29 protein-coding genes and 2 pseudogenes are annotated in these 23872 nt (G+C 66.4%); 11 read left to right on the top strand and 20 right to left on the bottom strand.

Annotated elements, in window-relative coordinates:
* Positions 1–114: 114 nt before the first annotated feature.
* A pseudogene (locus tag ACWDZ7_RS36705) lies at positions 115–540 on the top strand (integrase); the annotation flags it as partial.
* Between the two features lie 120 nt (positions 541–660).
* On the opposite strand, the gene ACWDZ7_RS36700 reads toward ACWDZ7_RS36705, so the two are convergent.
* Positions 661–1527, bottom strand: coding sequence for an alpha/beta fold hydrolase (locus tag ACWDZ7_RS36700; protein ID WP_451803080.1), 867 nt, complete (start codon positions 1525–1527; stop codon positions 661–663).
* Positions 1528–1601: 74 nt separating this feature from the next.
* Between ACWDZ7_RS36700 and ACWDZ7_RS36695 the strand changes: the two genes are divergently transcribed.
* The 3 genes from ACWDZ7_RS36695 to ACWDZ7_RS36685 all read left to right on the top strand — a co-directional run bounded on the left by ACWDZ7_RS36695 (position 1602) and on the right by ACWDZ7_RS36685 (position 4954).
* Positions 1602–2321, top strand: a complete 720-nt coding sequence (locus ACWDZ7_RS36695) for a hypothetical protein (RefSeq protein WP_451803079.1) — start codon at positions 1602–1604, stop codon at positions 2319–2321.
* Positions 2322–2788: 467 nt separating this feature from the next.
* The gene (locus ACWDZ7_RS36690; protein ID WP_451803102.1) at positions 2789–3436 is read left to right on the top strand and encodes a class I SAM-dependent methyltransferase; all 648 of its coding nucleotides are present in this window, start codon (positions 2789–2791) and stop codon (positions 3434–3436) included.
* 279 nt (positions 3437–3715) lie between these two features.
* On the top strand, positions 3716–4954 hold the full coding sequence (locus ACWDZ7_RS36685) for an MFS transporter (RefSeq protein ID WP_451803078.1): 1239 nt from the start codon (positions 3716–3718) through the stop codon (positions 4952–4954).
* 533 nt (positions 4955–5487) lie between these two features.
* Here the strand turns inward: ACWDZ7_RS36685 and ACWDZ7_RS36680 are convergent.
* The 15 genes and pseudogenes from ACWDZ7_RS36680 to ACWDZ7_RS36610 form a co-directional block, all read right to left on the bottom strand.
* Positions 5488–5940 (bottom strand): hypothetical protein, encoded by a 453-nt coding sequence (locus tag ACWDZ7_RS36680; protein WP_451803077.1) that lies wholly within the window; start codon positions 5938–5940, stop codon positions 5488–5490.
* Entirely contained in the window at positions 5937–6494 is a 558-nt protein-coding gene (locus tag ACWDZ7_RS36675; protein WP_451803076.1) for a hypothetical protein, read from the bottom strand. The genes ACWDZ7_RS36680 and ACWDZ7_RS36675 overlap by 4 nt, the downstream gene beginning before the upstream one ends.
* A 73-nt stretch (positions 6495–6567) precedes the next feature.
* Positions 6568–6852: pseudogene (locus ACWDZ7_RS36670) on the bottom strand (histone-like nucleoid-structuring protein Lsr2); the annotation flags it as partial.
* 234 nt (positions 6853–7086) lie between these two features.
* Positions 7087–7278 (bottom strand): hypothetical protein, encoded by a 192-nt coding sequence (locus ACWDZ7_RS36665; RefSeq protein WP_451803075.1) that lies wholly within the window; start codon positions 7276–7278, stop codon positions 7087–7089.
* A gap of 107 nt (positions 7279–7385) precedes the next feature.
* Positions 7386–7592 carry a hypothetical protein gene (locus tag ACWDZ7_RS36660; RefSeq protein WP_451803074.1) on the bottom strand — a complete coding sequence of 69 codons (207 nt, stop codon included), beginning with the start codon at positions 7590–7592 and terminating at the stop codon, positions 7386–7388.
* Between the two features lie 88 nt (positions 7593–7680).
* Positions 7681–8364, bottom strand: coding sequence for a hypothetical protein (locus ACWDZ7_RS36655; protein WP_451803073.1), 684 nt, complete (start codon positions 8362–8364; stop codon positions 7681–7683).
* Positions 8345–9118, bottom strand: a complete 774-nt coding sequence (locus tag ACWDZ7_RS36650; RefSeq protein WP_451803072.1) for a hypothetical protein — start codon at positions 9116–9118, stop codon at positions 8345–8347. Before ACWDZ7_RS36650 ends, ACWDZ7_RS36655 begins: the two co-directional genes overlap by 20 nt.
* A gap of 136 nt (positions 9119–9254) precedes the next feature.
* Positions 9255–9719, bottom strand: coding sequence for a hypothetical protein (locus ACWDZ7_RS36645; protein ID WP_451803071.1), 465 nt, complete (start codon positions 9717–9719; stop codon positions 9255–9257).
* Positions 9720–9733: 14 nt separating this feature from the next.
* Positions 9734–10420, bottom strand: a complete 687-nt coding sequence (locus ACWDZ7_RS36640; RefSeq protein ID WP_451803070.1) for a hypothetical protein — start codon at positions 10418–10420, stop codon at positions 9734–9736.
* A gap of 2 nt (positions 10421–10422) precedes the next feature.
* Complete coding sequence (locus tag ACWDZ7_RS36635) at positions 10423–10896, bottom strand: hypothetical protein (protein WP_451803069.1); 474 nt, start codon at positions 10894–10896, stop codon at positions 10423–10425.
* A 4-nt stretch (positions 10897–10900) separates the two neighbouring features.
* Positions 10901–11302 carry a hypothetical protein gene (locus ACWDZ7_RS36630; protein WP_451803068.1) on the bottom strand — a complete coding sequence of 134 codons (402 nt, stop codon included), beginning with the start codon at positions 11300–11302 and terminating at the stop codon, positions 10901–10903.
* Between the two features lie 81 nt (positions 11303–11383).
* Positions 11384–11869 (bottom strand): hypothetical protein, encoded by a 486-nt coding sequence (locus ACWDZ7_RS36625; protein ID WP_451803067.1) that lies wholly within the window; start codon positions 11867–11869, stop codon positions 11384–11386.
* A gap of 72 nt (positions 11870–11941) precedes the next feature.
* Positions 11942–12493 (bottom strand): hypothetical protein, encoded by a 552-nt coding sequence (locus tag ACWDZ7_RS36620; protein ID WP_451803066.1) that lies wholly within the window; start codon positions 12491–12493, stop codon positions 11942–11944.
* 125 nt (positions 12494–12618) lie between these two features.
* Positions 12619–13068: a homing endonuclease associated repeat-containing protein gene (locus tag ACWDZ7_RS36615; RefSeq protein ID WP_451803065.1), complete on the bottom strand. Its 450-nt coding sequence runs from the start codon at positions 13066–13068 to the stop codon at positions 12619–12621.
* Positions 13069–13101: 33 nt separating this feature from the next.
* The gene (locus tag ACWDZ7_RS36610) at positions 13102–13380 is read right to left on the bottom strand and encodes a hypothetical protein (protein WP_451803064.1); all 279 of its coding nucleotides are present in this window, start codon (positions 13378–13380) and stop codon (positions 13102–13104) included.
* A 449-nt stretch (positions 13381–13829) separates the two neighbouring features.
* On the opposite strand from ACWDZ7_RS36610, the gene ACWDZ7_RS36605 reads away from it, so the two are divergent.
* The 3 genes from ACWDZ7_RS36605 (at position 13830) to ACWDZ7_RS36595 (ending at position 16381) form a co-directional block, all read left to right on the top strand.
* On the top strand, positions 13830–14507 hold the full coding sequence (locus ACWDZ7_RS36605; protein WP_451803063.1) for a hypothetical protein: 678 nt from the start codon (positions 13830–13832) through the stop codon (positions 14505–14507).
* 294 nt (positions 14508–14801) lie between these two features.
* Positions 14802–15212: a hypothetical protein gene (locus ACWDZ7_RS36600; RefSeq protein ID WP_451803062.1), complete on the top strand. Its 411-nt coding sequence runs from the start codon at positions 14802–14804 to the stop codon at positions 15210–15212.
* Entirely contained in the window at positions 15209–16381 is a 1173-nt protein-coding gene (locus ACWDZ7_RS36595) for a hypothetical protein (protein WP_451803061.1), read from the top strand. Before ACWDZ7_RS36600 ends, ACWDZ7_RS36595 begins: the two co-directional genes overlap by 4 nt.
* 294 nt (positions 16382–16675) lie before the next feature.
* Here the strand turns inward: ACWDZ7_RS36595 and ACWDZ7_RS36590 are convergent, their stop codons facing one another.
* Positions 16676–17485, bottom strand: a complete 810-nt coding sequence (locus ACWDZ7_RS36590; protein WP_451803060.1) for a DUF3800 domain-containing protein — start codon at positions 17483–17485, stop codon at positions 16676–16678.
* A 374-nt stretch (positions 17486–17859) separates the two neighbouring features.
* Between ACWDZ7_RS36590 and ACWDZ7_RS36585 the strand changes: the two genes are divergently transcribed.
* Positions 17860–18120, top strand: coding sequence for a hypothetical protein (locus tag ACWDZ7_RS36585; RefSeq protein WP_451803059.1), 261 nt, complete (start codon positions 17860–17862; stop codon positions 18118–18120).
* Positions 18121–18410: 290 nt separating this feature from the next.
* Here ACWDZ7_RS36585 and ACWDZ7_RS36580 read toward each other — a convergent pair whose 3' ends face one another.
* On the bottom strand, positions 18411–18569 hold the full coding sequence (locus ACWDZ7_RS36580; RefSeq protein WP_451803058.1) for a hypothetical protein: 159 nt from the start codon (positions 18567–18569) through the stop codon (positions 18411–18413).
* Positions 18570–18649: 80 nt separating this feature from the next.
* Here ACWDZ7_RS36580 and ACWDZ7_RS36575 point away from each other — a divergent pair, with 80 nt between their 5' ends.
* Positions 18650–18988 carry a DUF6233 domain-containing protein gene (locus ACWDZ7_RS36575; RefSeq protein WP_451803057.1) on the top strand — a complete coding sequence of 113 codons (339 nt, stop codon included), beginning with the start codon at positions 18650–18652 and terminating at the stop codon, positions 18986–18988.
* 439 nt (positions 18989–19427) lie between these two features.
* Here ACWDZ7_RS36575 and ACWDZ7_RS36570 read toward each other — a convergent pair whose 3' ends face one another.
* Positions 19428–20426 carry an ATP-dependent DNA ligase gene (locus tag ACWDZ7_RS36570; protein WP_451803056.1) on the bottom strand — a complete coding sequence of 333 codons (999 nt, stop codon included), beginning with the start codon at positions 20424–20426 and terminating at the stop codon, positions 19428–19430.
* Between the two features lie 15 nt (positions 20427–20441).
* Positions 20442–20621: a hypothetical protein gene (locus ACWDZ7_RS36565; protein WP_451803055.1), complete on the bottom strand. Its 180-nt coding sequence runs from the start codon at positions 20619–20621 to the stop codon at positions 20442–20444.
* 90 nt (positions 20622–20711) lie between these two features.
* Here ACWDZ7_RS36565 and ACWDZ7_RS36560 point away from each other — a divergent pair, with 90 nt between their 5' ends.
* Together ACWDZ7_RS36560 and ACWDZ7_RS36555 are read left to right on the top strand one after the other, a co-directional pair.
* Positions 20712–20921: a hypothetical protein gene (locus ACWDZ7_RS36560; RefSeq protein WP_451803054.1), complete on the top strand. Its 210-nt coding sequence runs from the start codon at positions 20712–20714 to the stop codon at positions 20919–20921.
* Positions 20922–21230: 309 nt separating this feature from the next.
* On the top strand, positions 21231–22874 hold the full coding sequence (locus ACWDZ7_RS36555; protein WP_451803053.1) for an IS1182 family transposase: 1644 nt from the start codon (positions 21231–21233) through the stop codon (positions 22872–22874).
* Positions 22875–23872: the final 998 nt, after the last annotated feature.

The raw sequence follows: 23872 nt of genomic DNA, 5'->3' as shown, positions 1-23872 counted from the left end.
GTCGTCCGATCAGGCGGTAGGACCGCACGAGAACCTGGGCCAAGTCGCTCGCTGCGGGAAGCGGTATGTGGTGGAGGCCGCTCCACGGCGTGGCGCCTTCCCTGATGATTGGGCGTGTTCAAGCGCCAGGAGGGGTGTGGGTTGAGTACGTGGCAGGTAGTGCGGGTGCCGGATCCCGAGCAGTGGGCGCCGCTGCCAGATGAAGGTGTCCTGGGGGTACGGGACCTGCCGGAGGCAGTGGCCAGGATCGGCCTGAGGCCAGGTGATCCTGTGTACGTGCGACCGGACGGATTGGTCGACACGGGGCTGCTGGATTTCGTGCGGTCCAAGGAATTCAGCAGCCTGGAGTGGGAATCGAAGCGGAATTACGCGACGGATATCCGAATACTTCTGGAGTTCTTGTCGTCTCGCGGGGTGTCGTGGCGTGAGGCGACCGAGCAGGATTTGACGGACTTCCGTGACTGGCGGTGCCGGGCCCCGGAGAACCCGCGGCGGATCAGCGGGACGAAGTGGAACCGTGAGGCGGCGGCGTTCACGAAGCTGTTCAAGTGGGGGAAGGTCCGTCCGCTGCCGGTGGACGTGTCCCGTCGAGAGGACCGTCAACATCCACCGTCGTCGGGGTTGACGGACAAGAACTTCCGAGTGCCAAGGCTCCGCCGGTCAGCGGGCCGTTCGGGGCTGACGCTTCACAGCGGCACGGAGCGTTGCGCCGAACAGCTCTGGTGCTTCCAGCCAAGGATCATGCCCAGCGTCCGGGATGATGATGACCTCGCAGTTGAGCTGTGCTCCCAGACGCAGCAGGGCAGCCGCTGGGCGAGAATCACCGGCTCCGCCAATGATCACCGCTCCGGGTGGCAGGTGCGCTCGAAGTTCGTCCACATGCGATTCCAATGGAGCGGTCTTCTTCGCGACGTTGAGCTGGCTGTTCATCACGTAGTTGATGGGCCTCTGCGTATGGGCTGATGCCAGTGCCCAGTCCCATGCGCATTCCCGATCGGCATGGTCGGTGAACCATGACAGCGCGAGGAATTCGATCTCCTCGGCGTGAGTGCGGAACTCGATCGCATCGAGTTCATCGAGCCTGGCCTGTTGCTCGTCCGAGCGCCGTGCTCGCTGGGCTGCACGGTCAGCTTCCCGCCACGGCTCCAGGAAAGGCCCGGCAAGCTGGATCAACCCGGCCACGCGCTCGGGATGCGCGAGCAGGAAGTGAGTTGCCAGGTCGGTCCCGAATGAATGCCCCATCAGGACAACCTGGTCGTGTCCCCACGCATCGAGCAACAACGTCAGATCGTGAACGTGGCGGCCGATGGTGTGCTCTCCCTCCCAATGTGATCCGCCGGTGCCACGCTGGTCATAGCGATGGACCAGACACAAGTCGTCGATGATGTCGGCGACCGGGGCGAGGTAGTCGCGGACCCCTGGACCGCCGTGCACCAGGACCACAGGAGCTCGACGCAGGATCACCGAGCCCGTAGTCCAGGTCCGGAGCTGTGCACCATCATCCATCTCAACCATGGTCATGACCATGGCGCCAAACTATTGCACTCCGCTGAGGTCTCCGGGGTGAGAAGCGCAACCTAGGACCCCACGGGGCATCTGCGGTGGGAGCCAAATCTGCTAGAAGATGCCAGGACCCGTTCAACAGCACCAGGAACGGTCAACGGTCAGTCCCAAACCCCGTCCACAACCTTGCCTGGCATATCGCCCGCCGGCCCGGCGGGCTGATCGCGCTCGCCATCCAGTACGGGCACCTGCGCACGGTCCTGGATGCCCGCACCTCCAGCGGCTACGCAAGCCGCAGCCGACGGGGCATCCACGGCGTCCTCGACGTCGAGACCGCACTGGCCGCTGCCGACACTGCCGCACGGCTGCGCGACAGCGCCGCCGCAGGCGAAAACCTCTCCGGTCCCGCCGCCCGCAGAGCTCTCGCCGCAGCGGCACAGGTCCCTCGCTTCACAGGCCGCCTCGTCTCCAGCACGTTTGTGAGGAAAGCCGCCGCGTACCTCGCCCGGGACGGCGTTGTGCTCTTCGACAACCCCGACGCGTTCCTGATCTGTGCGTTCAAGTGGGACAACGCACTCTGCGATCCCGAACCGCACGCAAACGCCCCCAGGCAACACGCCTGCCGACCAGGCTGCGGCAACACCATCCGCACTGACACCCACGCCCGTCTGCTGCGCGAGCGAGCTGATGAGATCTACCAACTGGCATCCCACGCACCGGAACCCGTGGGCAAGCGCATGCGGGCCAACGCGGACCGGCTCCACGAGACCGCCGACACCCACGACGCCAACGCCCAACCCGCCGAGGCATGGACATGAACCAAGAGCACCAGGACGAGCGCGCCCGCATCCGTGAGGCGATGGACCGTCTCCTGACCGGACACGCCACTATCTCCAACGGCAGCCTCACCGTTGCCTCCCTTGCCACCGAGGCAGGAGTCCACCGCATGGCCCTCCTCAAACGGCACGTCGACCTGAAGAACGAGTTCTACGAACGAGTCCGCACAGAAGCCCGACAGACCCCAGAACCCGAAAGGCGACTCCGGGAAACCGTCACCAAGCTCAAGACGACCATCGCCAACCAGAAGGCCGAGATTCAAGAGCTTCGCCAACTGGTCACCAGGCTTACCCTCGCCGGCGCAGTCCTCACCCAGGAACTCGACGAGCCAGCAGAACGCGGACCGGCCGCCGACAACATCGTCCCGTTCCCTGGAACAACAACGCAGATCGGACCATGGCTTGAGGCGAGGGCGGCACGGGGCCGGAGGAGCTGCGAAAGTGCACGGATGCTAGCTTCCCTTTCCGTGACGGAGTACCGGGACAAGACCAAGGCGGGCTACGACGGGGTCGTCGAGCTGTATGCGTCGCTGTTCGCCAATCAGCTGGAGACACAGCCGTTCGCACGGAACATGATCGGCACCTTCGCCGAGCTCGTACGCGAGACGGGGAACCTGCGGGCAGCCGACGTCGGGTGCGGACCCGGCCATCTGACGGCCATGCTGCACGACTTGGGGCTGGACGCCTTCGGACTCGACCTCTCCCCCGCCATGATCGACCATGCCCGGCGGGCCCATCCCACGCTGCGGTTCGACGAGGCGCGCATGGAGGCCCTGCCGGTCGAGGACGGCACCCTCGGCGGAGTGCTCGCCCACTACTCGATGATCCATACCCCGCCTGAGGAATTGCCCGCGCTGCTTGCCGAGCAGGTACGGGTCCTAGCCCCGGGAGGTCTGCTCATGGTGTCGTTCTTCGGGACCGAGGGACGGGAGCCGGTGGGCTTCGATCACAAGGTGGCACCCGCCTACAGCTGGCCGGCGGACCTGTTCTCCGAGTTGCTGGCCGGAGCCGGGCTCGTCATGGTTGCCCGGCTGCTCCACGACCCGGCCTCCGAACGGGGCTTCCTCGACACCCACTTGCTGGCTCGCCGCCCCTAGAACCTGACCCGTGGGCTTCGGGGACGTCGAACGGTGATCGTTGAAGGTGCGCGGCTAGCAGACAGCCTTGTCGGCATGGCAGGTGGAAGTCAGCGCTCCCATTAGTGCTGGCTGCAGGCGCAACAGCTCCAGTGTCAGTGCTGTCTGAGACCGTGCGCTCTGTGATCTCAATCTCCAGTTGGACCAAGCCGGGGGCGCCCAGTGTCAGCACCTGACGACAACCTCGCGCGCCCCTCCACCAAGCCCCATGAAGCAGCATCCCACCCATCAGTTGATGAGGTGCGGGACAAGGGCCGGCTGCCCGGCTCCTACATGCTGTGGCTGGCCGGAATTCTGGTGTCGCTGGCAGGCAACTCGGTCTTCTACTTCGCCCTCGGCTGGGCCGCGAGCGAGCACGGCGGCACGGTCGCAGGACTGACTTTGAGTGCCATCACGCTTCCCCGCGTCCTTCTCCTGCTCATCGGGGGTGCGGTCAGCGATCGATTCAGCGCGCGACGCGTACTGATCACGGGCGACGCGGCGATGCTGGTCTTCTCACTCCTCTTGGCCGCGGTCGCGTTTCACCTGGGGGCTCCACCTCTCCTGCTCATCACCGCGGGCATAGCCGTCGGTGTCGTCGACGCGTTCTACCTGCCGGCTTCCGGATCCATGCCTCGCCGCTTGGTGGAAAAGGAGCAGCTTCCTCGCGCTCTGTCTCTCCGGCAGATCGGTGGTCAGGTCGTCAACATGGGCGGTGGCCCACTCGGCGGTGTACTCGTCGGCCTCGCCGGCCTGGCAGGCGCCGCTTTGGTCAACGCCGCTACCTTCGCCCTCACTCTGCTCGTGCTGGTGGCCGTCCGGCCCCGAGACCGCGTGCCGCCCTCAGGGCCGTCCAGTCTCCTCAGGGACGCCATAGACGGTGTGCGTGTGGCGTTTTCCCATGCCGTGCTGCGCCCGGGGCTGTGTCTCACCGGAGCCGCGGCCGGGCTGCTGCTGCCCGTCCTCCCGCTGCTCCTCCCCTTGCTCGCGCGCCAGGAGCAGTGGGGCGCGGGAGCCGTTGGCCTCGTGATCGGAGCGCAGGGAGTAGGGATGGTGGCGGTCACCGCGGTTGTCGTGAAGCGGGGGCCGTTGGGCCGCCCAGGGCTTCTGTCGGCGAGCGCGCTGGCACTGGCCGGGGTGAGAGTACTCGTACTCGCACTCGCGCCCGGCGTGGCGGTGGCGACGACCGCCGCCCTGGTCATTGGCGTGGGAAACGGGATGTTCTCTGCCCACATCGCGCCGCTGATCCTCACAGCAACTCCCGCAAGCCATCTGTCTCGCGTGCAGGCCGTACTCGTCCTCGTACAGAGTCTCGCCCTGCTGCTCATGAACAACCTGCTCGGCGCACTTGCTGACCTCGAGGGTCCGACAGTTGTCACTGCCGCGTGCGCAACCGTGCTCGTCGGCGTCGGACTGCTGGGGTTGGCCTCGGGCCCGCTGCGCAGGGACCGGACCGGTCTCGCACCCCGAGCGGACTCGGCGAACGCTCCGAACGCCTGACGCGCTGAATCAGCTTTCCCCGGCAGGTAGAGCGCCCTAGCTTGGCGCCTAAACGCCGGTGGTGTTCGCTGCATGCCTTGATGCGGAAGTGAACAGAAGGACTTGCCAGGGAAGGTGAGCAGCGCGGTCGAGCTGACAATGGCGATCTTCATTGGTCAGGCGCTCCTCTTGGAGATGAAGACATGCCCGTTCTCCTGGACGAAGGCCTCGTCTTCCCTGAGCACGTACTCAGTTGAAGCGGGTGAGGGACGCGTACGACTTCTCGGCCTCGACCCGGACGTTGTGGGCGCGCTGCCTGTCGAACTGTACGTCCGACAGCTTCTTCGTGCCGTCGGCTGCGGCCACGCCGACGTTCTCTCGGACTTCCTCAGGCGTTGTGAACCGCTGCTCGCCGGCGTCAGCGTCCCAGCGGGAGCACCGTACGGCGTCCTCCCACATCCGGATGCGGACCTACACTTTCTCGATGCTCCGCGCGGTGATCTTCTCGATGCCGATGATCCGCAGCATCTTTGCCAGGTGCTCCTGCACGTCGCTCACCGGTGCCTCTCCTGCTCGATGATCGCGGCCAGCGTCAGCTCTGCCCACGGCTTCTTGACGTTCTCCACCCCGAGCCTGGAGTTCGGGTAGCCCTCGTGTGGGTTCGGCACGTTCTCGCGGATCGTCATGCTGCCGATACGCGAGCCGTCGCTGAGGCTGAACCGGTGTCCGTCGAACTCGGCGTACTCGCACGCCTCGGTCGACTCGCAGTTGCAGACGCTCGTAATGCTGTCGGCGAAGATGTTGTTGCCCTTGAGGCTCTCTCCGAAGTACTTCACGGCCAGGGATCGACGGACCTCGCCGAACACGTCCAGTGACATGTTGTGCTCGTCGGCGTACTTCTCCAGCAGCACCACGTCCGTCTTGCGCTCCGCGGTCTCGTCCTGCCCCAGGCCGCCGCGCGGGTCCCGGTAGTACCAGACCACTTCAACCGTTCGAGCCGGGCTCACTTCTCCGCTTCCTTCCAGTAGATACGCAGGATCTTGCCGGTGCACGTGATGACGTGAACGGTCTCTCCGTCCGGAACCTCGACACCGAAGGTACGGCGAAGGTAGCCGTCCGTGTCCTCGACGCAGGAGTTCCGGAACTGCCTCTCGGTGGTGACGTGAGGGTAGCCACCCTCCGAGTCCTCGTCCGAGAAGTCCGGGGTGGTGAGGACGATGAGGGGATTCCTGTACTCCAGACTCCTTACCGCAGCCGTCGGCAGTTCAGCCAGCGACTCCGACAGGTTGGCCAGCAGGTACTCATCCATCGCGAGAACCGCCTTGCCGTCTTTCCAAAACTCGTGGATCGCGGCGTCGCGGCCCATGGCCGCCATCTCGCGGCGCTCATCCGGAAGGATCGGGATCGGACCAATCGGAACCTCCTTGTTGCCAGCCCCCACGTACGGCACCAGTTCGCGCAGCGTCGGGTACCTGCTCGTACCTCCCTGGATGTGCGCCGCCATGGCCTTGACCATCTCTCTGGCCAGTTCCAGCGTCTTTCTGTCGGTGCGCTGTTCCATTCCTGCCCTCTCCTCTCAAAACAGCAGAGGGCCCGCCGGACCACCGGCAGGATCCTCTCTCTGCTGCGTTGGGCTACTTGTCCTTGTTCGCCTTCTCGAAGGCATCGCGGACCTCGGCCGTCACCCGCCCGCGGTTGGCGATGTCGGGCCACCCGTTCTACCTGGCCCATGTCCGGATTGCCGTCGAGTCGGCACCGACCTCAACACGCCTTCCGGTAGCCGATCTACGTCGACCCGAGATCTTCCGTCCTGCCTCGGCGTACGGCTCCAGGATTTCCCGGAGCTTGTCCGCGTTGGCGGTGGTGAGGTCGATCTCGTAGGTCTTGCCGTCCAGCGCGAAGGCAACAGTCTCGTCCGCCCATTCATGCGGAGAATGGGACGGAACCTTGGCGTGCGCGCTGGATCCGAGGACGAGGGTGAGGTTGCTTTCGTCCTCGGTGGTGACGCATCACAGCTCGGGGCGCTGGATGACGACGGAGGCGCGGCCGACCGGGAGCACCTTGTACCGCCGGGTGAGGTGGGGTGAGGTTGGCCGCGATCAGCCGCATCTCGGTGTCGAGGCGATCGCCGGGCAGTTGAGCGTCGAGGAAGCTCATCGGTAGTCGATCTCGGGAAGATGGCCCGCGTTATGCAACTCCTCAACGATGTTCCGGTCCTTCTTACGGGTCGCCGGATGCGGCAGCACCCACGAACAAGTCCCCTTGTTGAGGGAGCTGTCGCCACACTCGGGACACTTCACCGTGGTGGGTCGGGCGCCGTCGTGGCGCAGGATGTGCTGACTCATCAATCGGTCGTCCCTTCCAGGGAAGTCGCCAGATCGCCTTGCGCGTGCGGTCATCAGATGTTTGTTCTCGCGGTTCCGTCCTGATGTCCTCCACGAAGGTGCAGCGGTCACGACACGTCCAGGATGAACAGCCACCCCGGTGTGAGCATCGGCTTGGCCTTGATGAGTTCCCCCGCCTCAACGAGCTGTGCGTCCCAGGTGATGTACGGCTTCGGCTCCGTCACCCCGTTGACCACCCGGTACACGCACGCCCGATCCATCTCGTCGGTGGAGCGGCCCGCGATCCATTCGCCGTCTCGCTCACCGAGGAACACGCCGTAGAACTCGCCGCGCCACTCCGAGCGCCGGGCCTGGACGATCGTCCACCCTGGACTGTCGCTCTCGGGGTGCGCTCTTCCTTCGTCATGCCGTGACCTCCCTGACCTTCTTCAGTTCCTCGACCCACACCAGGATGCGGACGGCCGTCGTGGTGGTGGGCTGGCAGAGAATGAATCCGGTGTTGGCACCGATGTCGCCGTAGTCCTGGTCGATCTGGTCGTAATTGACCACCAGCAGGTTTTCTCCACCGAAGGTGACCAATTCGCCGGGCCCGATCCCGAAATACGGGGTCCAGTGATCGGCGGCGCAGTACGCCAGCCACTTCTCTTCGATTTCGGCGGGCCGCTGGTAGACGCCCTCGAAGCCCGGGCCGGCCAGCCGGTTCGGGCACTCCGTGATGACCTCGCCGACGCTGTCGATGATGTCGATGACGTACACCTGGAGCAGACCCGCGCGCATTTCTGCTGCGTCCTTGACGTCCCACCAGTCGCTATCCCGGGGGTACGCGTCGGGCTCGTCGTCCAACTGAATCCGGACCCTGATCCTCGGCGACATGCTCTGCTCTGCGCCACCGTTGCGGGCCAGGTACGGGCGCCAGCGCTTGACCCGGTTGGTGCGCATGTAGCTGTTGCCGCATTCCTCGCACACCTGGTCGTGCACCCGGCGCACGTTGTCCGCGAGCGGGGAGTCATCGTTGTACTCTAGGAGGTGGGTCGCCCTGCTCTGGCAGCCGCCCGTCGTGCACGTCTTACGCAGCGGCGTGCGCACCCTGCTGCTCCTTCCACGCGGCATACACCTCGGCTGCCTTGGCCGGCACGAGCCAGGTGAAGGTGTCAGCGAACTCCCGGTACACGTCGGCTTCGGTCTTGTCGTAGGAGGAGAAGGGGTCGCCGGTCGGGCCGGTGATCAGCTCCGGGTTCGCGCGCAGCTTCAAGATCGTCTGCTTGGCGTTGCGCTGGTACATCAGTGCCTCGCCGGCGAGGTCGGCCCGCTTCTCCGGGGTGTTGCAGGCGTCGCAGAACCGCTTCTTCCGCCCGGACACCTTGTGGGTCACCATCACCCTGGCGGGCGGCGGGTAGGGGCCGTGACCGCCGATGCACTGGTAGACCCCGTAGTTGTGCCGCGGCCCGCCCTCGTGGACCTGAGACCACTCGATGACGATCTCGAAGTCCTCGATCTCCGCGACCAGCTCGGACAGCGGCACGACGTGGCTGCGGGTGTACTCCGGGTGGAGCAAAGCGGCGTACGGCTTGGCCACGTTACGGCGGTAGAAATTCCCGTCGGGCTTGCGGAAGTTCTCAATCGGACCGTAGTGGTGCTCGGTGAAACCGTCCTCGACCTCCACCGTGATGCGCACCCAGTCACCGACCATGAACCAGACGTGGTGCTTCTCGACGGCCGCCTTCCACACCTCGTCCGACCCGTCGCCGTTGACCCAGGCGTCCCGAACGATGCCGTCGATGTTGTACCGCTCCGGGTCGCGACCCTCTCCTTCGAGGTATTCACGAGCCGACTCGCGCATTTCACCCATATTCGCACCCATGGTTTCCCTTTCTGCTGCTGAGACGAATGTGTGTAAGTGCCTGGTGCGGGAATCGAACCCGCCGAATGCCGCATAGGGGAGGACGGCTTTCGCTGCTCGTCGGCCGGGCGGGCTTTCAGATCTCCCAGCCCTCGAAAAGGCCGTCCACCACGCCGAGGATCTGAAGGTGCTTGGCGACGTTCTCTGCTTCGCCGGCCGCTCGCTCCAGTTCCTCGCGTTCGGCGCGCGGGCTGTCGCCCTCCGCCCTAAGCTGCTTCCACGCTTCGAGCGCCGACCGCAGCTCCCCGCACTTGACCTTGAGGATGTTGCGGTTCTCCTCGGAGATCACCCGGTCCCCTGAGCAGACGAGCACCGTCATGCGCGGGTGGTCGGTCTGCATGCCGGGCTGGGCGTACCAGGCGTCCGGAAGCTGGCCGCCCTCTCGGGCCGCCTTGTCGATCGCGCCGTAGTGCTGCAGGAAGCCGCTCTGAACCGGCGTCAGCTTCACGCCTCGGCGTTGAGTGCTGCGGAGCGCTGCCAGCATGCCGGTCAGCACGTTGTGCGATCCGTTGGCGTCGTACGGCTCGGAGACGGCGGGCATGGGTGTTTTCCCTCTTATGTCGTGGACTTGGCCTCACGGAACTTGATCTGTCCCTTGACCTGGACCTCGTGGCCGTGCGGCGCATCGGCCGGCACGTGGTTGCCGCAGGTGGTGCAGGTGAACGTGTGCTTCACCCAGGGCTGTTCGCAGTAGAAGCACGGGTCCTCGTCGTATTCGGGCGCCAGCATCAGCCCGAGGCTCGCGTCGCCGGACAGGTGCACGGTGACGTAGTCGTGCGGGAACATCGCGGCGGCCTGGCGGACGTTGTCCTCCGCGATGAACTCCGGGTGCGACAGGCCCCACTCGCGCAACTTCCTGGCGATCTCTCGGGCCAGGGACGGCGGCAGCTCGTAGTCGTCACGGACCCAGCGGGTCAGACCGGCCTCGGTCGGCGACTTCTGCCCGAGCTTCATCCACTTCCCGCACCGGTCGCACTTCTCGTCCTCGATCTCACCGCGCTCTCCGTCCGGCAGCTCAGTCAGCTCCGTGCGGGCCTGCTGGCTGGTGATCGTCTTCGGGAAGTCGCTGGAGTCGTAGGAACGCTCGTCGCTGTAGTCGACTCCGACCCGCTCGGCGGCGCGTCGGATGGCCTCATCCTGCTCACTGCTGCGGGCGACCTTGATGCCGTTCACTCGCATCCGTCCGACCGTGCAGGAGGGGCAGAGGTTGTCGTGTCCATACGTGTAGCCGACGACTGCCATGTTCAGCCCTCCTGCTTCTCGGTGCTGAACTTGATCCACGAGCACGAGCCCTGGAATGCGCCGAACTCCGCGCCGTCTTTGAGGCGCATCGATCCGCGCGTCCCCGCGACGAGCCAGCCCACGTGCCGGATGCCGTGCTCTTCGGTCGCCTCGACCAGGCGGTGGTAGCCGATCAGGTCGCCGAGCTCGATCAACTGGGCTTCCTTCAGCAGCAGGGCCTCATCGACCGGCGGGAAGACGTCCTGTTCCAGGTGCTCCCAGATGAGCCTGGTCAGGTCGCCCACATGCTCGTACAAGGGCTGCGGCGTCCGGAACCCGCACGCGCACATACCGGCGTAGCCCTCGTAGGACGGCAGCCGCTCGAACCGGTGGATGCCTGGCTCCGCACCATCCGTGAGCATCTGCGCCTTCGTCTCGCGGGCCCATCGCGCACCAGGAAGGCCGTCATCCATGCCCAGCTCTGTAATCTTCGACATTGAATTACGCCTCGTCCCTTTCCTGAATTCCGTTCTTTCCCTTGCGCGCGGCGCACTCGCAGAAATGCGCCTTGTGCAGTTCGCTCGGCTTGAACGCGCCCGTCATCTGCCAAGGTGCTCTTTCGGTTTTCCAGACGAATTCGACCAGGACCATTTCGTCGCAGATCACACGCTTTACGTACGCCTCAAAGGAGAACGGCGACCGGACCACCCTGAGGCAACTCTGACTGGTCGGCACGTGGTAATGCGGCCGGGCCCGCACCAGCGTCCCGTTCTCCGCCAGCATTTCTGCTGAGTCCTCGGCATGAGTGATCGGGTAACCAATCGGCCGAACCTCCCTGCTGAACGCCGAATACCTGACATACGTCTCCGGCTCGTTTTCCGTCTCGGTCTTCTTGTTCGCCACGTTCATTCCTCCCCGCCGATGGGCGTGCGCGTTCCATCGATGTGCACAACAAACACCTGACTGAAATTGCGCCCCTCTTACTCACGGACTTTCATTCGGAACTGAGGCTCGCCCTTTTGCTGACGCGCTCGCATCCTCAACCTCGATCACCTCGACGCCCGACACCTGGGCGTAGATGTCCTCGACCGTCCGCAGCAGGGACCGGGCGTCTTGCTCCTTCACGTCACCGGCGTCCAGGCCGAGGAGCATGTCGTCGATCACGATGCGCGCGTACGTCAGCTGCTCCCGGACCGTCGGCTCACCCTCCGAGCGGTCGGTGGGCCGCTCGACCATGCGCGTCGCCCGCGACAGCACGGACTTGACGACGTCCCGGGCGCTGCGCCGCTCACGCCGCTTGACCTCCGGCACCACCGGCCGGGATATCGGATCGCTCTGCCCGTAGACGTACGGCTTGGTCAGATTCACCGGCTCCAGGTGCGACTCGTGACGGGTCGGTGACTGGCCGCGCGCCAAGGCCCCTTGCCGCCCCTCGACTGTGGTGATCCGATTCCGTCGGGAAATGGCCATGCGGTGCGGATTCCTTCCTTAGCCGGACTCGCACCGGACTAGGAGACCTTGACGTCTCTCTAGGACTGTTGGTTAGCGCGATGCTTCGAACCGCAGCGTCAGCGTGGACGCTCGATCGCCGGTGTACGCATGGTTAGCCTTGTACCTGGTGATGGCAGTACTCTCGATGGTGAAATCGTCACCTTCCAATGGCCATGTGTACCGGCTCGGCGATCCCTTGGTCGGATTCATCCTCACCTCGGATGCACTGACTTCGGCAACTCTCAGTTGCCCCCGGTACTCATTGGCCTCGCGACTGGTCCAGTGCACGGTCCAGCCTGATCGGACAAGCGCGATCAGTTCCCGGAGCTTTTCCATGTTTCCGGGGAAGATAACGTTTGCACCAGAGACCCTGGCAGCTGTCTCCTTGACTCCCGGCTCAGCGAACAGCGGGCGATAGGCCACACGACGATCCGGAAATTCCACCCCAGGCGGAATCTGATCGGCGTTCGGTCCCGGTTCGGCATCCCCGAACGGAACCAGAATCGGGGGAGCCGAGACACGCTCCACCTCGTAATGGCCAGCGTGCTCGTGACCATCCCTGTAGCGGACCCTGGCAAGCCCATACACGGTCTCACCCTTCACATGGACTCGTACGCGGAGACCCGTGAGAGGCCGCTTTACGGTTGACATAACAGTTCCCCTTTCCAGATCCTTGCGGTTCAGCGACCCATTCGGGGATCGAACGGTGTCGCAGATGCCGATGGATTTCAGCCGCAAGCCAGCTCTGTGGCCCGCGACCAACTCCCCATCCGGAAGCGGATGGTGGTGGCCGGCGGGACATCAGACTTCGGATTCGCCGGATCCGTGCGCCAGGCCTCGTAGGCCGCCAGCGTCGCGGATCCTGTTTCCAGCAGACACCGGCGGATCGCGGCGATGAGCTGCTCCTGGGCCCACTTCGTCGTCGCATCCTGCAGCTGTTCGGGCTGTGCGACCGCGTCGAGGCCCGCGAGCTCTATCGCACGGTTCCAGCTGCCGAAGCGGCGCTCGTAGAGCGGAGCCGACGGGTCGGCCTCCCTGCGGCGCTGTTCGAACGTGCGACGTCCGAGGGTGCTCTCCCCCTGCGCCAGGCGGATGAGCACGCATAGGAGCTGCCGGTCGGTGTAGACGACCGGACCGGGCTTCATGGGCGCGGGAGCGTGCGCAGCATGCATAGTCATGGCCGGTGCTCTCCTTCTGGAAGCGGGCGCGCGTCAGAGCGTGTGCACCTGCACGAGCTGCTGGTCGCGGGTGATGGACGCGAACACCGCGTTGAAGGCCCGAGGGAACTGGCCGCAGCAGGTCGAGCCATCCATCTCGACGGCGAGGTACGGCCGTTCCTTGAGCCAGGCGTCGGCCTGCTTGTCGACGTAGACCGGGCTCTCACCCTCGAAGACGGTCGAGTGCCAGGTCTTCTGGTCATCGCTCACGTGCAGCGTGAGCGTCAGCAGATCGACGTCGGTGGTGGCCCGAGCAGAAGCAAGAGCAGTCATGTCGAGCAGTCCTTCGTAGGAGGAGATGAGAAGCCCACGAACGGCCGCCCGACGAAACGCGCACGACGTGTCACAGAGCCCTCCGGATCAACTCCGTTGATCCCCAAGCACCAAGCAGACCCGCAGGCACCCTGCGCGCCCGAGCCCCGCTCGGCGCGCCCTCTGCACCCCCTATCTCATGGCATTCTGACTCACCACAGACTGTAATTCAATAGGCATTTAGATAAGATACCCTCTAAGACCAGTCGATCCAATCAGACTGGACGGCGACAGGAGAGGCGAAGCGAGAAGCGATGAAGACCGGGAGAACGAGGAAGGCTGCGGCCTCGGCCGCAGCACTCGCTGTGGCCGCGGGCGCTCTGCTCGCCGGATGCTCCAGTAGCGACGGCAGCACAACCCAGGCGCCGTCTGCGCCGAGTCCGACCGCGAGCACCGTCAAGGTCACCGATATGACCCTCGGCGAGGCGCTGGACAAGCTCACTCTCCAGGGCACTGAGAGTTCCAGCAAGGACGGCGAGGCCTGCCTAACCAGAGCAGTGCGGAAGGCGGGAATGCCGGAGGGAGCACTGGCCCACATCGTCAAGGCCGACAGCGACGACATGGGTGCAGTCATCGATGGACTGAACAAGGTGAGCGAGGACGACGCTGCACTCCTGGCCTCGCGGTCACTGCGCGAGGACTTCGACGCGTGCATCGACAAGGCTGCACTTCCGAACGGCTGCAGCCCCAAGACTCAGAGTTACGCGCCGCCGAAGGCAGCCGCGAAGCCTGTAGCTGGCAAGCCGAGCCTGAAGCCGGCTTACCCGGTCCGCGCGGACCAGCCGGTCAACTCGTCCATCGAGTTCACCAAGGGCCTGGCCGCGATGTTCTCCTCCTACGCCCGGGACGAGAGTCAGAAGAAGACCTACGCGGCGGCCGGCCAGTGCCTGTCGACTCTGGTCTACGACGCGGGCTTCAGCCAGGAGGCGCTGCACTTCTTCGCCGGCGGCGCACGCCTTGGCGCTGGGTCAATCGTCGAGCATCTGCCCAGCGACAAGGACAAGGCGATCTGGCAGTCGCCGAAGTTCACCCAGGGGCTTGCCGACTGCACGACGAACCCGACGCGGAGTCCCATGCCCGGCTTCTGAGCGGGAGTCCATCAGTCAGACGAAGGGCCGGTGCGATGTGTCGCACCGGCCCTTTTCTCTTCTCGCCGTCACGCGAAGGCGGGCGTGGTCCGCAGCAGGCGGCCCCGTCCGAGAGGAAAGGAATCGAGCAGGGCCACCTGCTGCGGTGATGCACCGCCAGAGGGGGGACTGACTGGGCGCGGCTGCGACTCTACTGGTATTCGAGCCCAAGCGCAAAGAGCGCAGGTAGCTTATCTAATAGCGTTGATACGATGCCCTCATAGGTCCGTCGAACAAGGCAAGGAGAAGCCGCGTATGACCGTTACACAGGAGTCGGAGAAGACGACGCAGCCTGTGCGTGGCATGAACAAGAAGCCGCCGGGCGCGACGCAGAGCAGCAGTAGTGGCCGCCACGGCATGTTCGTCCGGCTGGATCCCGACGACAAGCAGCGCGCGGAGTACTGGGCCAACAAGCGCGGGTTCTCCTCGGTGAACGAGTACGTGGCAGAGGCGGTGGTCGAGAAGATCCGGCGTGAGAACCTCGACTACGACCTGCCGACCCTGGAGATCGCGCGGCTCAACGAGCTCGTCGACCAGGTCGCGGCGCTGGCGAAGAACTCGGCGAACCTTGAACGCGTCGTCACCACGGGCTTCGACTCGCTGATCGGGCTCACCCGCGGCGACAACTACCTCCTGGATGACGAGGAGGACGGTGAGCTCGTATGAGCCGGGACTTCGCAGAGATACTGGAAGCGGCTACGCCCACCGACGAGGTGATGGAGGTAGACACGTCCTTCCTCGACGCCTACCGGCGCGGCGGGAGCGAGGAGCTCAAGCGCGTCCAGACCCAGGCGGCACAGCCAGAGCCTGAGGTGGCAACGCCCGAGCCGGAAGGGCGGCTCGATGAGGCCGTCGACGGCGACTCTCAACTCGAGGCTGAAGGCCCGCAGGCTGATACCGACGTGGACACCGAAGCGGATCGCCCGAACCTGGAGCCGGACCACGAGCCCGACGCCGGCGACTCCGAGCGGGCCGGCGGATCCAATCAGCGCGGTGGTGCCGGCGGTGAACAGAACGCCGCAGACGGGGTGCTCCCGGGCGGTGCGCCGGCGGGCCCTGCGGCTGATGCTGTTCCGGCCCCCGGGGCACAGCCGGACGCCGAGGACGCCGCTACAGCCGAAGTCGCTGCTCATGACGTCGTCGCCTCACCGGATGAACCCGAGCACGTAACGCCCGGTTCGCTCCAGCTCACCGACCATCAGGACGCCGTGCAGAGTGCGGCCTCAAAGGGGGGCACGGGCAGCACCACCGACGCAGCCGCGACGCTCCCCCAGTCGGGCTTCCGGCTTGCCGGCGTGCAGAGCCAGCCGCACATCAAGGCGCTGCCCGAGAGCATCATGAACGCGCTGCGGGAACAGCTGCAAGCAGCCGCAGTCCGTGAGCTGGGCGTGAGCGACAGCGCTGCCCGGGAGTTCAGCCAGCGGCTGAGTCAGGGCACGCTGGTGACGGCGTTCCTGCTGGCGCAGCTCGACCTGCGCCTTGATGCCGATCCTGCCACCGAGCGCGCCGTCGAGCTGTTCCGCTCCCGCGACCCGCTGCTGGGCAGCGTGGTGGCACGCCTGGCGAACATCGAGGTCGCTGAACGCGAGCGGGACGGGTTGCTGCGAAAGCTGCGCAACGAGTTGGGCGAGGTGCGCCAGACCAGCGCGGTGGTCGAGCAGGCGCTGGCTTACTCCATCGCCGACCGCACGGAGAACTTCTTGCGGGGCTCGCACAACCTTCACGACGCGCCGATCACGCACAAGGAGGCGATCTATCTCCGGGACAAGGCCCGGGAGGCGACGAGGAAGCAGTTGAAACTTGAGCGTGAGCGGGAAGGACGGCCGATTCGATGACCACGACAAGCACGGAGAAGCTCTCCCCCGCCCGGCAGCGCCCTCGCCGAGCTGCGCGCCGCCCTCGTGAAACACCGCTCCGCCCCGGTCGTGAACAACTTCCTCGACGACACCGCCGTGTGAGGGTGACGCTCAACGCCGGGCTTGCACGACCCCTGCGGTGTACTCCTTCGTACGCTACGGTGGAAGGACGGAGCCCCTTGGTGGGACGCCGGGATACGCCGGAACCAGGCAACTGGATCCTCCGCTTCGAGCGGCAGAGGCCCCCGGGTCCCTCCAAGGGGCTTCGCCGTGTCACGCCACCTGCCATTTAGGCCACCAGCAGCGGCCGGTAACGAAGCTGGTGTCGCCCATCACCTTGACCCCGCACCCGAGCAGCCGCTCCCGCTTACGGTAGAGCTGGTGCTTGCACAGGAGCAGGTTCTCGGCGCACTCGTCGTCGGAGACAGATCCGGAGAGCGCCGCGTTCAGTAGGCCAGCGTGGATGTCCGCCAGCTGGATGCCGTCCCAGTCTGTTCCATGCCAGGTGGGCGGCCACTTGATGTGGTCCCACGGCACACCATAGGTCTCCACGCGACCTTGCCGGACCCAAGTGAGGTAGGCCCTGGTGTCGCCGTGGTCCAGCCCCTTGACGGTGCCGAGACGCACGACGGCGGTACGGGGGCCCTCAGGCCACGCCTGCGCCGCGTAGGCGACCCGTTCAAGGAGGAGACGTGTCGTGTAGTTGTAGAACCGCGTCGAGTCCCGGAGCCCTGACCACTGCTGCGCCGACACCTTCGGGGCGATGACGTGGACGACCTTGGCGGAAGGCATCTGGGCCAGCGTTAGAGCTGCTCGCGAGCGCCTCTCGGGGTACTTGGCCTTGAAGTTGTCTACCCAGTGGAGCGGCTTGGCCATGTGGGGGTTGTTCTGGTGGATCAGTGCTCGCAACCCACCTGCGGTGACCCGGACCGTCCAGTCGTCCTCTTCGGGGACCATCAGAGCCGTCATGGCGAAGAACGGCGACGCCCGTGGGCCCAGGCCGCGATCGCCGGTCTCGTCCACGTACACGTTGACCCGTGGGCGCTGGGCTATCCCCTGGGCGCCGCCCAGGAGCGCCGTCATGCGCACCGCCGACTGCGGCTGGGGGTGGTGCGGCTAGTGTTGCTGAACACCATGGGAGCGCCTCTATCTCCTCTGGTTCAGCCCTCGTCGGAGTCCAGTCCGCCGAGGGCTCTTACGTTGCCATCCGTCCAGCTGCCCCCAGCAGTAACGTCCGGTGACGCTACGTTACACCCGATAACGGGCTTGTCGGGAGAAAATCTTGGACCTCTGACGTGCCGGACCTTACCGGCGGCTCTGTCACCTGAACCCGGGTTCGACGGCACCGCGGCCCGGCCGCGCGTGGAGGCGATGTAGCTCGTTCGAGGGTTCGCCGCGTGAGGCGACGGCGATGTCCGTAGGGTCCCCGCATCCGGTCAGCGAAGAGGAGTCACCTGATGGAGTCGATCCGCGAGTATCAAGGTGAGGTGCGCCTCTGTGGCTCGTGCGGGCAGCCCTGCCATCTCGGGTCCACGGAGGTCGGCGACCTGTGGCAGCACTTCCACGAGCAGTGGGACGGGATCCATTGCGAGCGGTTCCCGCTGGCTGAGCGCCCCATCGCGATCGCTTGGCATCCGCTGACACTGGGGGGCGTGAAGCGCTCGTACCCCGACGCGAGATCGACGTCCCTGCGCGGGGTGCAGGCCCCCGGCGTGTAGTGGGACGAGTTGCTGTAGGCCCGCAGTCTCACGCCGCAGTCCCGATGCACCGGCACACGGCCCAGGGGGGCGCTCTACTGTCGACCAGAAGCCCGCTTCTGACCTCGCTGGACTTCCGCCAGGCACACGTTGCACAGAGGGCTGGAGGGTCGACCGCCGGTAGCGTCGCCGTACTTCTGCGCGTGGTTCTCACACCCGCCGCGGGCGCACGGGCCTGCGCCCGTGAGCGGGGGCTCGTACGTGACCTCTTCGGAGGCGGGGGTGGTCATGGCGTCCTGTCTGTTCGAGTTTCAACAGATCTTATCTCCGGGTCTGCTCCCGTCGCTGATCTCCTGTTGCTGGCGTGGTCCACTGGCGAGGCGCCGACGCGGCCACTCGGCGCGCATGGCGACGGTGAACAGCAGCTGTCGCGCGTCGATGTCGTCGGGGATCGCGACGTCGCGCCTCACACGCGAGAGCGTCACGGGCAGGGCCTCGTCGCCGAGGTCGCCTCGGATCGCAAGAGCGCCCGATCGCTAGACTCGAACATGTGAACGATAAGCTTCCGGTTTCCCGCCTCGACCTGCTGCGCTTCCTACGGCGCGTACAGATGCGGGATCTCGCGCGCACCGACGAGTGGATTGCCCAGGAAGAGCAGCACGAGGCTGAGCGACTCCGCGGCGAACAGGCCCGCCCTCCAGCCCCGGACTGGCTGATCGAGAAGGGCCTCAACGGCAGGGCCGCGGTCTATGCCCACCGGGGCGACTGCCACATGGCGGGCAAGCGATCGAAGGGCGCCACGCGCGAGCAGGTGTGGCGCGAACTCGCGGCGGGCCGGGTCGAGGCCTGCCCGCACTGCCGCCCTGACACCGAGCTCGGCGTGGAGTGATGGCGATCTCCCGCTTGTGCAGCTTCCGTCGAACCCGTTCCCCGAAGCCGTGCGCTCGGGCATGGTGACGGGACTGCTGTCGAGCATCACGGGGCAAGTCATGCGCAGCACGATCAGGTAGGCCGTCATCGCCGTCCTCGCGGGCGGGGCGATCGCGCTCTCGGCCGAAATCGCCACCACCGGCGAGGAGCTCTGGCCCAGGGGCGGCGGTATCGCGCTGGCCGGTGACGAGTACTGACCCAAGGGCGGTGGGGTAGCACCTGCTGCCGATCGGGAGGGCGCACCGGTCGCCGACTACCAAGGCAAAGCCCCCACGGAGTGTCTCGTCGGCCAGCACCGACGGTTACCGCGACCTCTCCGGCGTGGACCCCGATTACCCCATCACCGGGCACGTCGGCACCCTCGGTGACGAGTACTGGCCCAGGACCTCTGGCTGACGTCAGGAGTTGAGCGTCGGCACCTCTGTCGGCCTGCGGTCTGTGCGCAGCCGAGCGAACCTCACCGGATGTCGCCACGCACCACGCTCGCGGGCGGTGTCGACCTCGATCTCGGCAACCAACTCGGGCTCCACCAGGACGACATCGAGCGTCGTACGCGATCCCCACGAGGCGGTGAAGCGCACGCCCTGCCAGGGATGGGCGCTGCCGGGGACGGCCGGGGTCAGGCAAGCGGCCAACTGCCGGGCGGCGTCGTCCCGCAGCGGCGTACTGCGGCCGACGGCCCGCAGCTCCCCGGCCTGGTCGAACCGCCCCAGCACCACACTCCGAGGGCGGCTTGGCCTACCAGTGATGGCGCCGATGATGGCCTCCGTCGTATCCCGGCGACGCACCTTGATCAGGGCGCGGGCGCCGGGCAGGTAGCGCTGGCGGCTGCCACGCACGACCAGGCCCTCGATGCCGGGGACGTCCGTCCACGTCGTGAGCCACTCGTGCGCGGTCGTCGTGTCGGTCGTCTCGGGGCACAGCGTCCAGGGCCAGGCCAGCTGCCGCTCGGCGAAGAGGCCCGCCAGCAGCTCGCGGCGCTCGCTGTACGGAGTGGTGAGGAGTTCATGCCCGGCCTGGAGGATGTCGAAGGCGACGAAGTGCGCCGGCAGATCGGCGGAGAGCCGCGCCGCGGTCCGGCCGCGGGCGGCGGCGCGGCGCTGCAGGGCCTCGAAGGACATGATTCCCCCGTCGGTCACGATCAGCTCGCCGTCCAGGACCAGGCCGTCGGGCAGGTCAGTAGCGGCGCGCACCAGATCAGGGAACCGGTCCTGGAGCAGGGTGCCGCGGCGGGACTGCAGCAGCACGGCGCCAGGAGATGGGGCCGGCGTGAACAGCAGCGCGCGGAAGCCGTCCCACTTGGGCTGAAAGATCAGCTCGCCGGGGAGTGCTGCGGGCGGGGGCAGGGTCTCGCGCGCCTGCGCCAGCATCGGCTCGACCGGCGGCCGCAGCACCACGTGCTCGCCCCGCGGTCAGTCGTGCGCGGTGGTGACGAGCTTCCACCCGGTACCCGTGCACCCCTGGTGCGGGGGCGGGAAGCGGTGGCCGCGCACGTCGGTGCTGTACCGGTCGTGGTCTTCGCACTCGCACTCGTAGATCCCCGACTCGGGGACGATCTCACCCGGCTTGAAGACCTGCTCGTCGTCGCTCATGCATCCGGTCTAAGGGCTCGCACTCGCCACCGCGACTCGGGCGGCGCCGGTCGGGCTGCGAATCGTGCGCCTCCACCGCACCCTGGATCTATGGATGCGCCGATAGTCGTGCACCCGCCGTCCGGCACGGGCGGCCGGCGGGTGACGGTGCGCGGGCAGATCCTCGGCCTCGCGCACTCGGATGCGGACGTGATCGAGTTCCTGCGCCGTGCCGGGCTGCCGCACGGTGAAGCACTGCTCGACGACCAGGCGTGGGTGCAGTGGCGCGGCGGACAGGCTCACCACTACGAGGCGGCGTAGCCCGGTCACCCGCTCCCGATTCAGCTTCAGATACAAGAAATGCAACCCAGGTTGGGATTCCCCGTCGCACGTTCGTAGTGCCGTGGCATGCTGTGAGACACGGGATTTGCACGCATAGCTTATGCGTGCGGGTGTTCGTGGCCTAGGCCACGAACCGGCCGCCTCTCCAGTGGACGCGGTCCAGGCCGGTGAAAGCGCAGAGCCCCCGGCTAATTGACACTGTTGGGAAATGGGGGCTGAGCGTGACGTCGGCCTTCACCGCCTGGTTGTGGCGGTGAAGGCCGACGTTGTGTTTGGGGAGGGTGTTCGGTGTCGCTGCGGCAGTGGGGGCTGGGAGAGGTTCCGGCGGAGACGGCGCGTGTGGCGTGGACGGCGTGTCCAAGAGGCACGCTGGCGATGCGGCTGCGGGACGAGTTCGCGGAAGTCTTCTCCGCTGAGGAGGTTGGGCAGCTCTTCCCGGCGGCAGGTCGTCCGGCAGTGCCGCCCGGGGTGTTGATGCTGGTCACGGTGTTGCAGTTCACCGAGGGGCTGTCTGACCGGCAGACCGCGGAAGCGGTCCGGACACGGATCGACTGGAAGTACGCGATAGGGGTGGACCTGACGGACACCGGGTTCGACTACTCGGTGCTGAGCGACTTCCGCGCCCGGCTGCTTGAGGGCGGCATGGCTGAGGAAGTCTTCGAGCGGGTGCTCGTGACCGCCCGTGGCCGGGGCCTGCTGAAGCCGGCGGGGCGAGCCCGGACAGACTCCACGCGGGTGCTGGGGGCGATCCGGGCGGTCAATCAGTTGGAGAACCTTGGAGAGACGCTCCGCGCCGCGCTCAACGCGCTGGCGGCGGTCGCGCCCCAGTGGCTGTCGGCGCAGGCCGACCCGAAGTGGTTCGACCGCTACGGGCATCGTGTCGAGGACGCCAGGCTGCCCAAGAGCCAGACCAAGCGCCGGGAGAGGGCCGAGCGGACCGGCAGCGACGGGATGCGTCTGCTGGAGGCGGTGTTCGGCCCGTCGGCCCCGGGCGGTCTGCGGCGTCTGGGGGCGGTCGAGTTGCTGCGACAGGTCTGGGTGCACCACTTCCATGTGGTGGAGGGGGTAGTGCGCTGGCGGGAGGAGAAAGACCTCCCGCCGGGAAGAATGCGGTCCGGTTCCCCTTATGACCCCGGCGCCAGGCCCGGGGCCAAGCGTGGTTTCGCCGGCTGGACGGGATACGCCGTCCACCTGACCGAGACCTGCGAACCAGATCTGCCGAACCTGATCACTTACGTCGCCACCACCGACGCCTCGGTCGGCGACGTGAAGATGACCGGCGTCATCCACGCCGCGCTGGCCGAACGTGACCGGCTTCCCGCTGTGCACCTGGTGGACGGCAACTACATCGACGGGCACAACCTCGTCGCCGCCCGCCGGGACTGGGACATCGAACTCCTCGGGCCGCCGAAAGGCGACACCACCGCCAGGGCACAGGGCCAGTACCACCAGGACGCCTTCGCCGTGGACTGGGACAACCGAGCCGTGACCTGCCCCAACGGTGAGACCAGCGTGGTCTGGCGGGACACGACCAGCCACCGGGGCACACCCGTGGTCCGGGCTAAATTCGCCAAGCGGGACTGTTCGGTCTGTCCCACCCGGGAGCAGTGCACCAGTTCCCCCCATGGCAGATGGATCACCCTGCGCCCCCGGGACGAACACGAGGCGATCCGCACGGCGCGGGCCGCCACGGACACCGACGACTGGAGGCAACGTCACCGGGCCCGCAACGGCATCGAGAGCGCCATCTCGCAGGGCGTCCGGGCCTTCGGCTTGCGCCAGTCCCGCTATCGGGGACGGGACAAAACCCAGCTACAGCACCTGTTCACCGCCGCAGCGATGAACCTCACCCGCCTTGACGCCTGGACCAATGGCGTCCCCCGAAGCGGAACTCGTACCTCGCGCTTCGAAGCACTGCGTCCCGCCGCCTGACGGCGGCGGGACGCAGTCAGTTGGGCCATTTCCCAACAGTGTCTAATTGCCGAGGGCCCCTGGCGGATGAACGACTGGTTAGTGGCCGTGTCGGATCATCCAGTACAGCGCGACTACGTCCACCGTCAGGATGATCCGACACGGCCACTAGCGCGATGTGAGGCAACAACCAGCTGCTTCGCTTCGCCTGGCGGCGGATGGCTTCCGCCGCCAGCTTGATGAACCGAACGAGACGGTCCATCCCCTTCTTGACGCTCTTCTGTAGTCGGTGGCAGAGACGCATGGGGTCCTCCCGGGTTCGATAACAGGTTGACCGGGAGAGCACGCGACTTTGCCGCATCGTTGACTCTAGGACGCCGCCGTCGGGCGCGTGACGGGTTCCGCGAAACGTCGAGAGCGCAGACACCGCCCCCACATACTGTGCGACGCTCCGCGTCACGGCACCCAAGTGCGGGTGCACGTACGGGAAATGACGGCTCCCTGAGTGTGCGGTCCAAGGGGCGCCGACGGCCGCAGGCGTGCCCTCACGCCTGCCGACCGCCTCGGCATGGCAGTCGGCGCCCTCCTGGCCCGATGGGTTTGCTCAGCCCCACCGGGGAGCCCCGGGAGACGATCAGGCGCTCGGGGGCGGCGAAAGGTAGCTCGTCTTCGACTGGCACGCCCGCAAGGAAACATCCAAGACCCGCACGGCCGCCATCACGCTCATCTCGTGTCCGTACTGCATGGGCTGGCGGCTGTCCGGCCTGCTCCTCGCCGTCTGGCTGTGCGCCACAGGCCAGTGGCACGGCCCCCCTCGCCGTGCACGCCATCGAGTGCTGATGGCGCTTCTTGAATCTCCCCACTTGCTGCTAAGGGCTGGGGCAAACCTGCTCTGTTGATCTCCCCATCCATCGTGTGATCTTACCCGGTGTGTCGTCGTATCTGGCGGTTGGTCCGGAAAGCCTGCGTGCGCTGGTTCGGCCTGCTCGGGGGCCTGGATGCTGACGCGGGAGGAAGAC

This window comes from Streptomyces sp. NPDC003032, assembly GCF_053591415.1.
Note: the sequence above shows the minus strand (reverse complement) of the source record. Positions and strands in the feature narration are given on the sequence as shown.

What these genes read in the sequence shown, in the direction of transcription:
- ACWDZ7_RS36675 (WP_451803076.1), bottom strand. Translation starts at nt 6,494, where the DNA reads ATGGAACAGCGCACCGACAGAAAGACGCTGGAACTGGCCAGAGAGATG.
- ACWDZ7_RS36640 (WP_451803070.1), bottom strand. Translation starts at nt 10,420, where the DNA reads ATGGCAGTCGTCGGCTACACGTATGGACACGACAACCTCTGCCCCTCC.
- ACWDZ7_RS36615 (WP_451803065.1), bottom strand. Translation starts at nt 13,068, where the DNA reads ATGACTATGCATGCTGCGCACGCTCCCGCGCCCATGAAGCCCGGTCCG.
- ACWDZ7_RS36595 (WP_451803061.1), top strand. Translation starts at nt 15,209, where the DNA reads ATGAGCCGGGACTTCGCAGAGATACTGGAAGCGGCTACGCCCACCGAC.
- ACWDZ7_RS36560 (WP_451803054.1), top strand. Translation starts at nt 20,712, where the DNA reads ATGGATGCGCCGATAGTCGTGCACCCGCCGTCCGGCACGGGCGGCCGG.
- ACWDZ7_RS36645 (WP_451803071.1), bottom strand. Translation starts at nt 9,719, where the DNA reads ATGCCCGCCGTCTCCGAGCCGTACGACGCCAACGGATCGCACAACGTG.
- ACWDZ7_RS36600 (WP_451803062.1), top strand. Translation starts at nt 14,802, where the DNA reads ATGACCGTTACACAGGAGTCGGAGAAGACGACGCAGCCTGTGCGTGGC.
- ACWDZ7_RS36605 (WP_451803063.1), top strand. Translation starts at nt 13,830, where the DNA reads ATGACCCTCGGCGAGGCGCTGGACAAGCTCACTCTCCAGGGCACTGAG.
- ACWDZ7_RS36585 (WP_451803059.1), top strand. Translation starts at nt 17,860, where the DNA reads ATGGAGTCGATCCGCGAGTATCAAGGTGAGGTGCGCCTCTGTGGCTCG.
- ACWDZ7_RS36610 (WP_451803064.1), bottom strand. Translation starts at nt 13,380, where the DNA reads ATGACTGCTCTTGCTTCTGCTCGGGCCACCACCGACGTCGATCTGCTG.
- ACWDZ7_RS36650 (WP_451803072.1), bottom strand. Translation starts at nt 9,118, where the DNA reads ATGCGCGAGTCGGCTCGTGAATACCTCGAAGGAGAGGGTCGCGACCCG.
- ACWDZ7_RS36665 (WP_451803075.1), bottom strand. Translation starts at nt 7,278, where the DNA reads ATGAGTCAGCACATCCTGCGCCACGACGGCGCCCGACCCACCACGGTG.
- ACWDZ7_RS36590 (WP_451803060.1), bottom strand. Translation starts at nt 17,485, where the DNA reads ATGACGGCGCTCCTGGGCGGCGCCCAGGGGATAGCCCAGCGCCCACGG.
- ACWDZ7_RS36700 (WP_451803080.1), bottom strand. Translation starts at nt 1,527, where the DNA reads ATGGTCATGACCATGGTTGAGATGGATGATGGTGCACAGCTCCGGACC.
- ACWDZ7_RS36565 (WP_451803055.1), bottom strand. Translation starts at nt 20,621, where the DNA reads ATGAGCGACGACGAGCAGGTCTTCAAGCCGGGTGAGATCGTCCCCGAG.
- ACWDZ7_RS36625 (WP_451803067.1), bottom strand. Translation starts at nt 11,869, where the DNA reads ATGGCCATTTCCCGACGGAATCGGATCACCACAGTCGAGGGGCGGCAA.
- ACWDZ7_RS36690 (WP_451803102.1), top strand. Translation starts at nt 2,789, where the DNA reads ATGCTAGCTTCCCTTTCCGTGACGGAGTACCGGGACAAGACCAAGGCG.
- ACWDZ7_RS36635 (WP_451803069.1), bottom strand. Translation starts at nt 10,896, where the DNA reads ATGTCGAAGATTACAGAGCTGGGCATGGATGACGGCCTTCCTGGTGCG.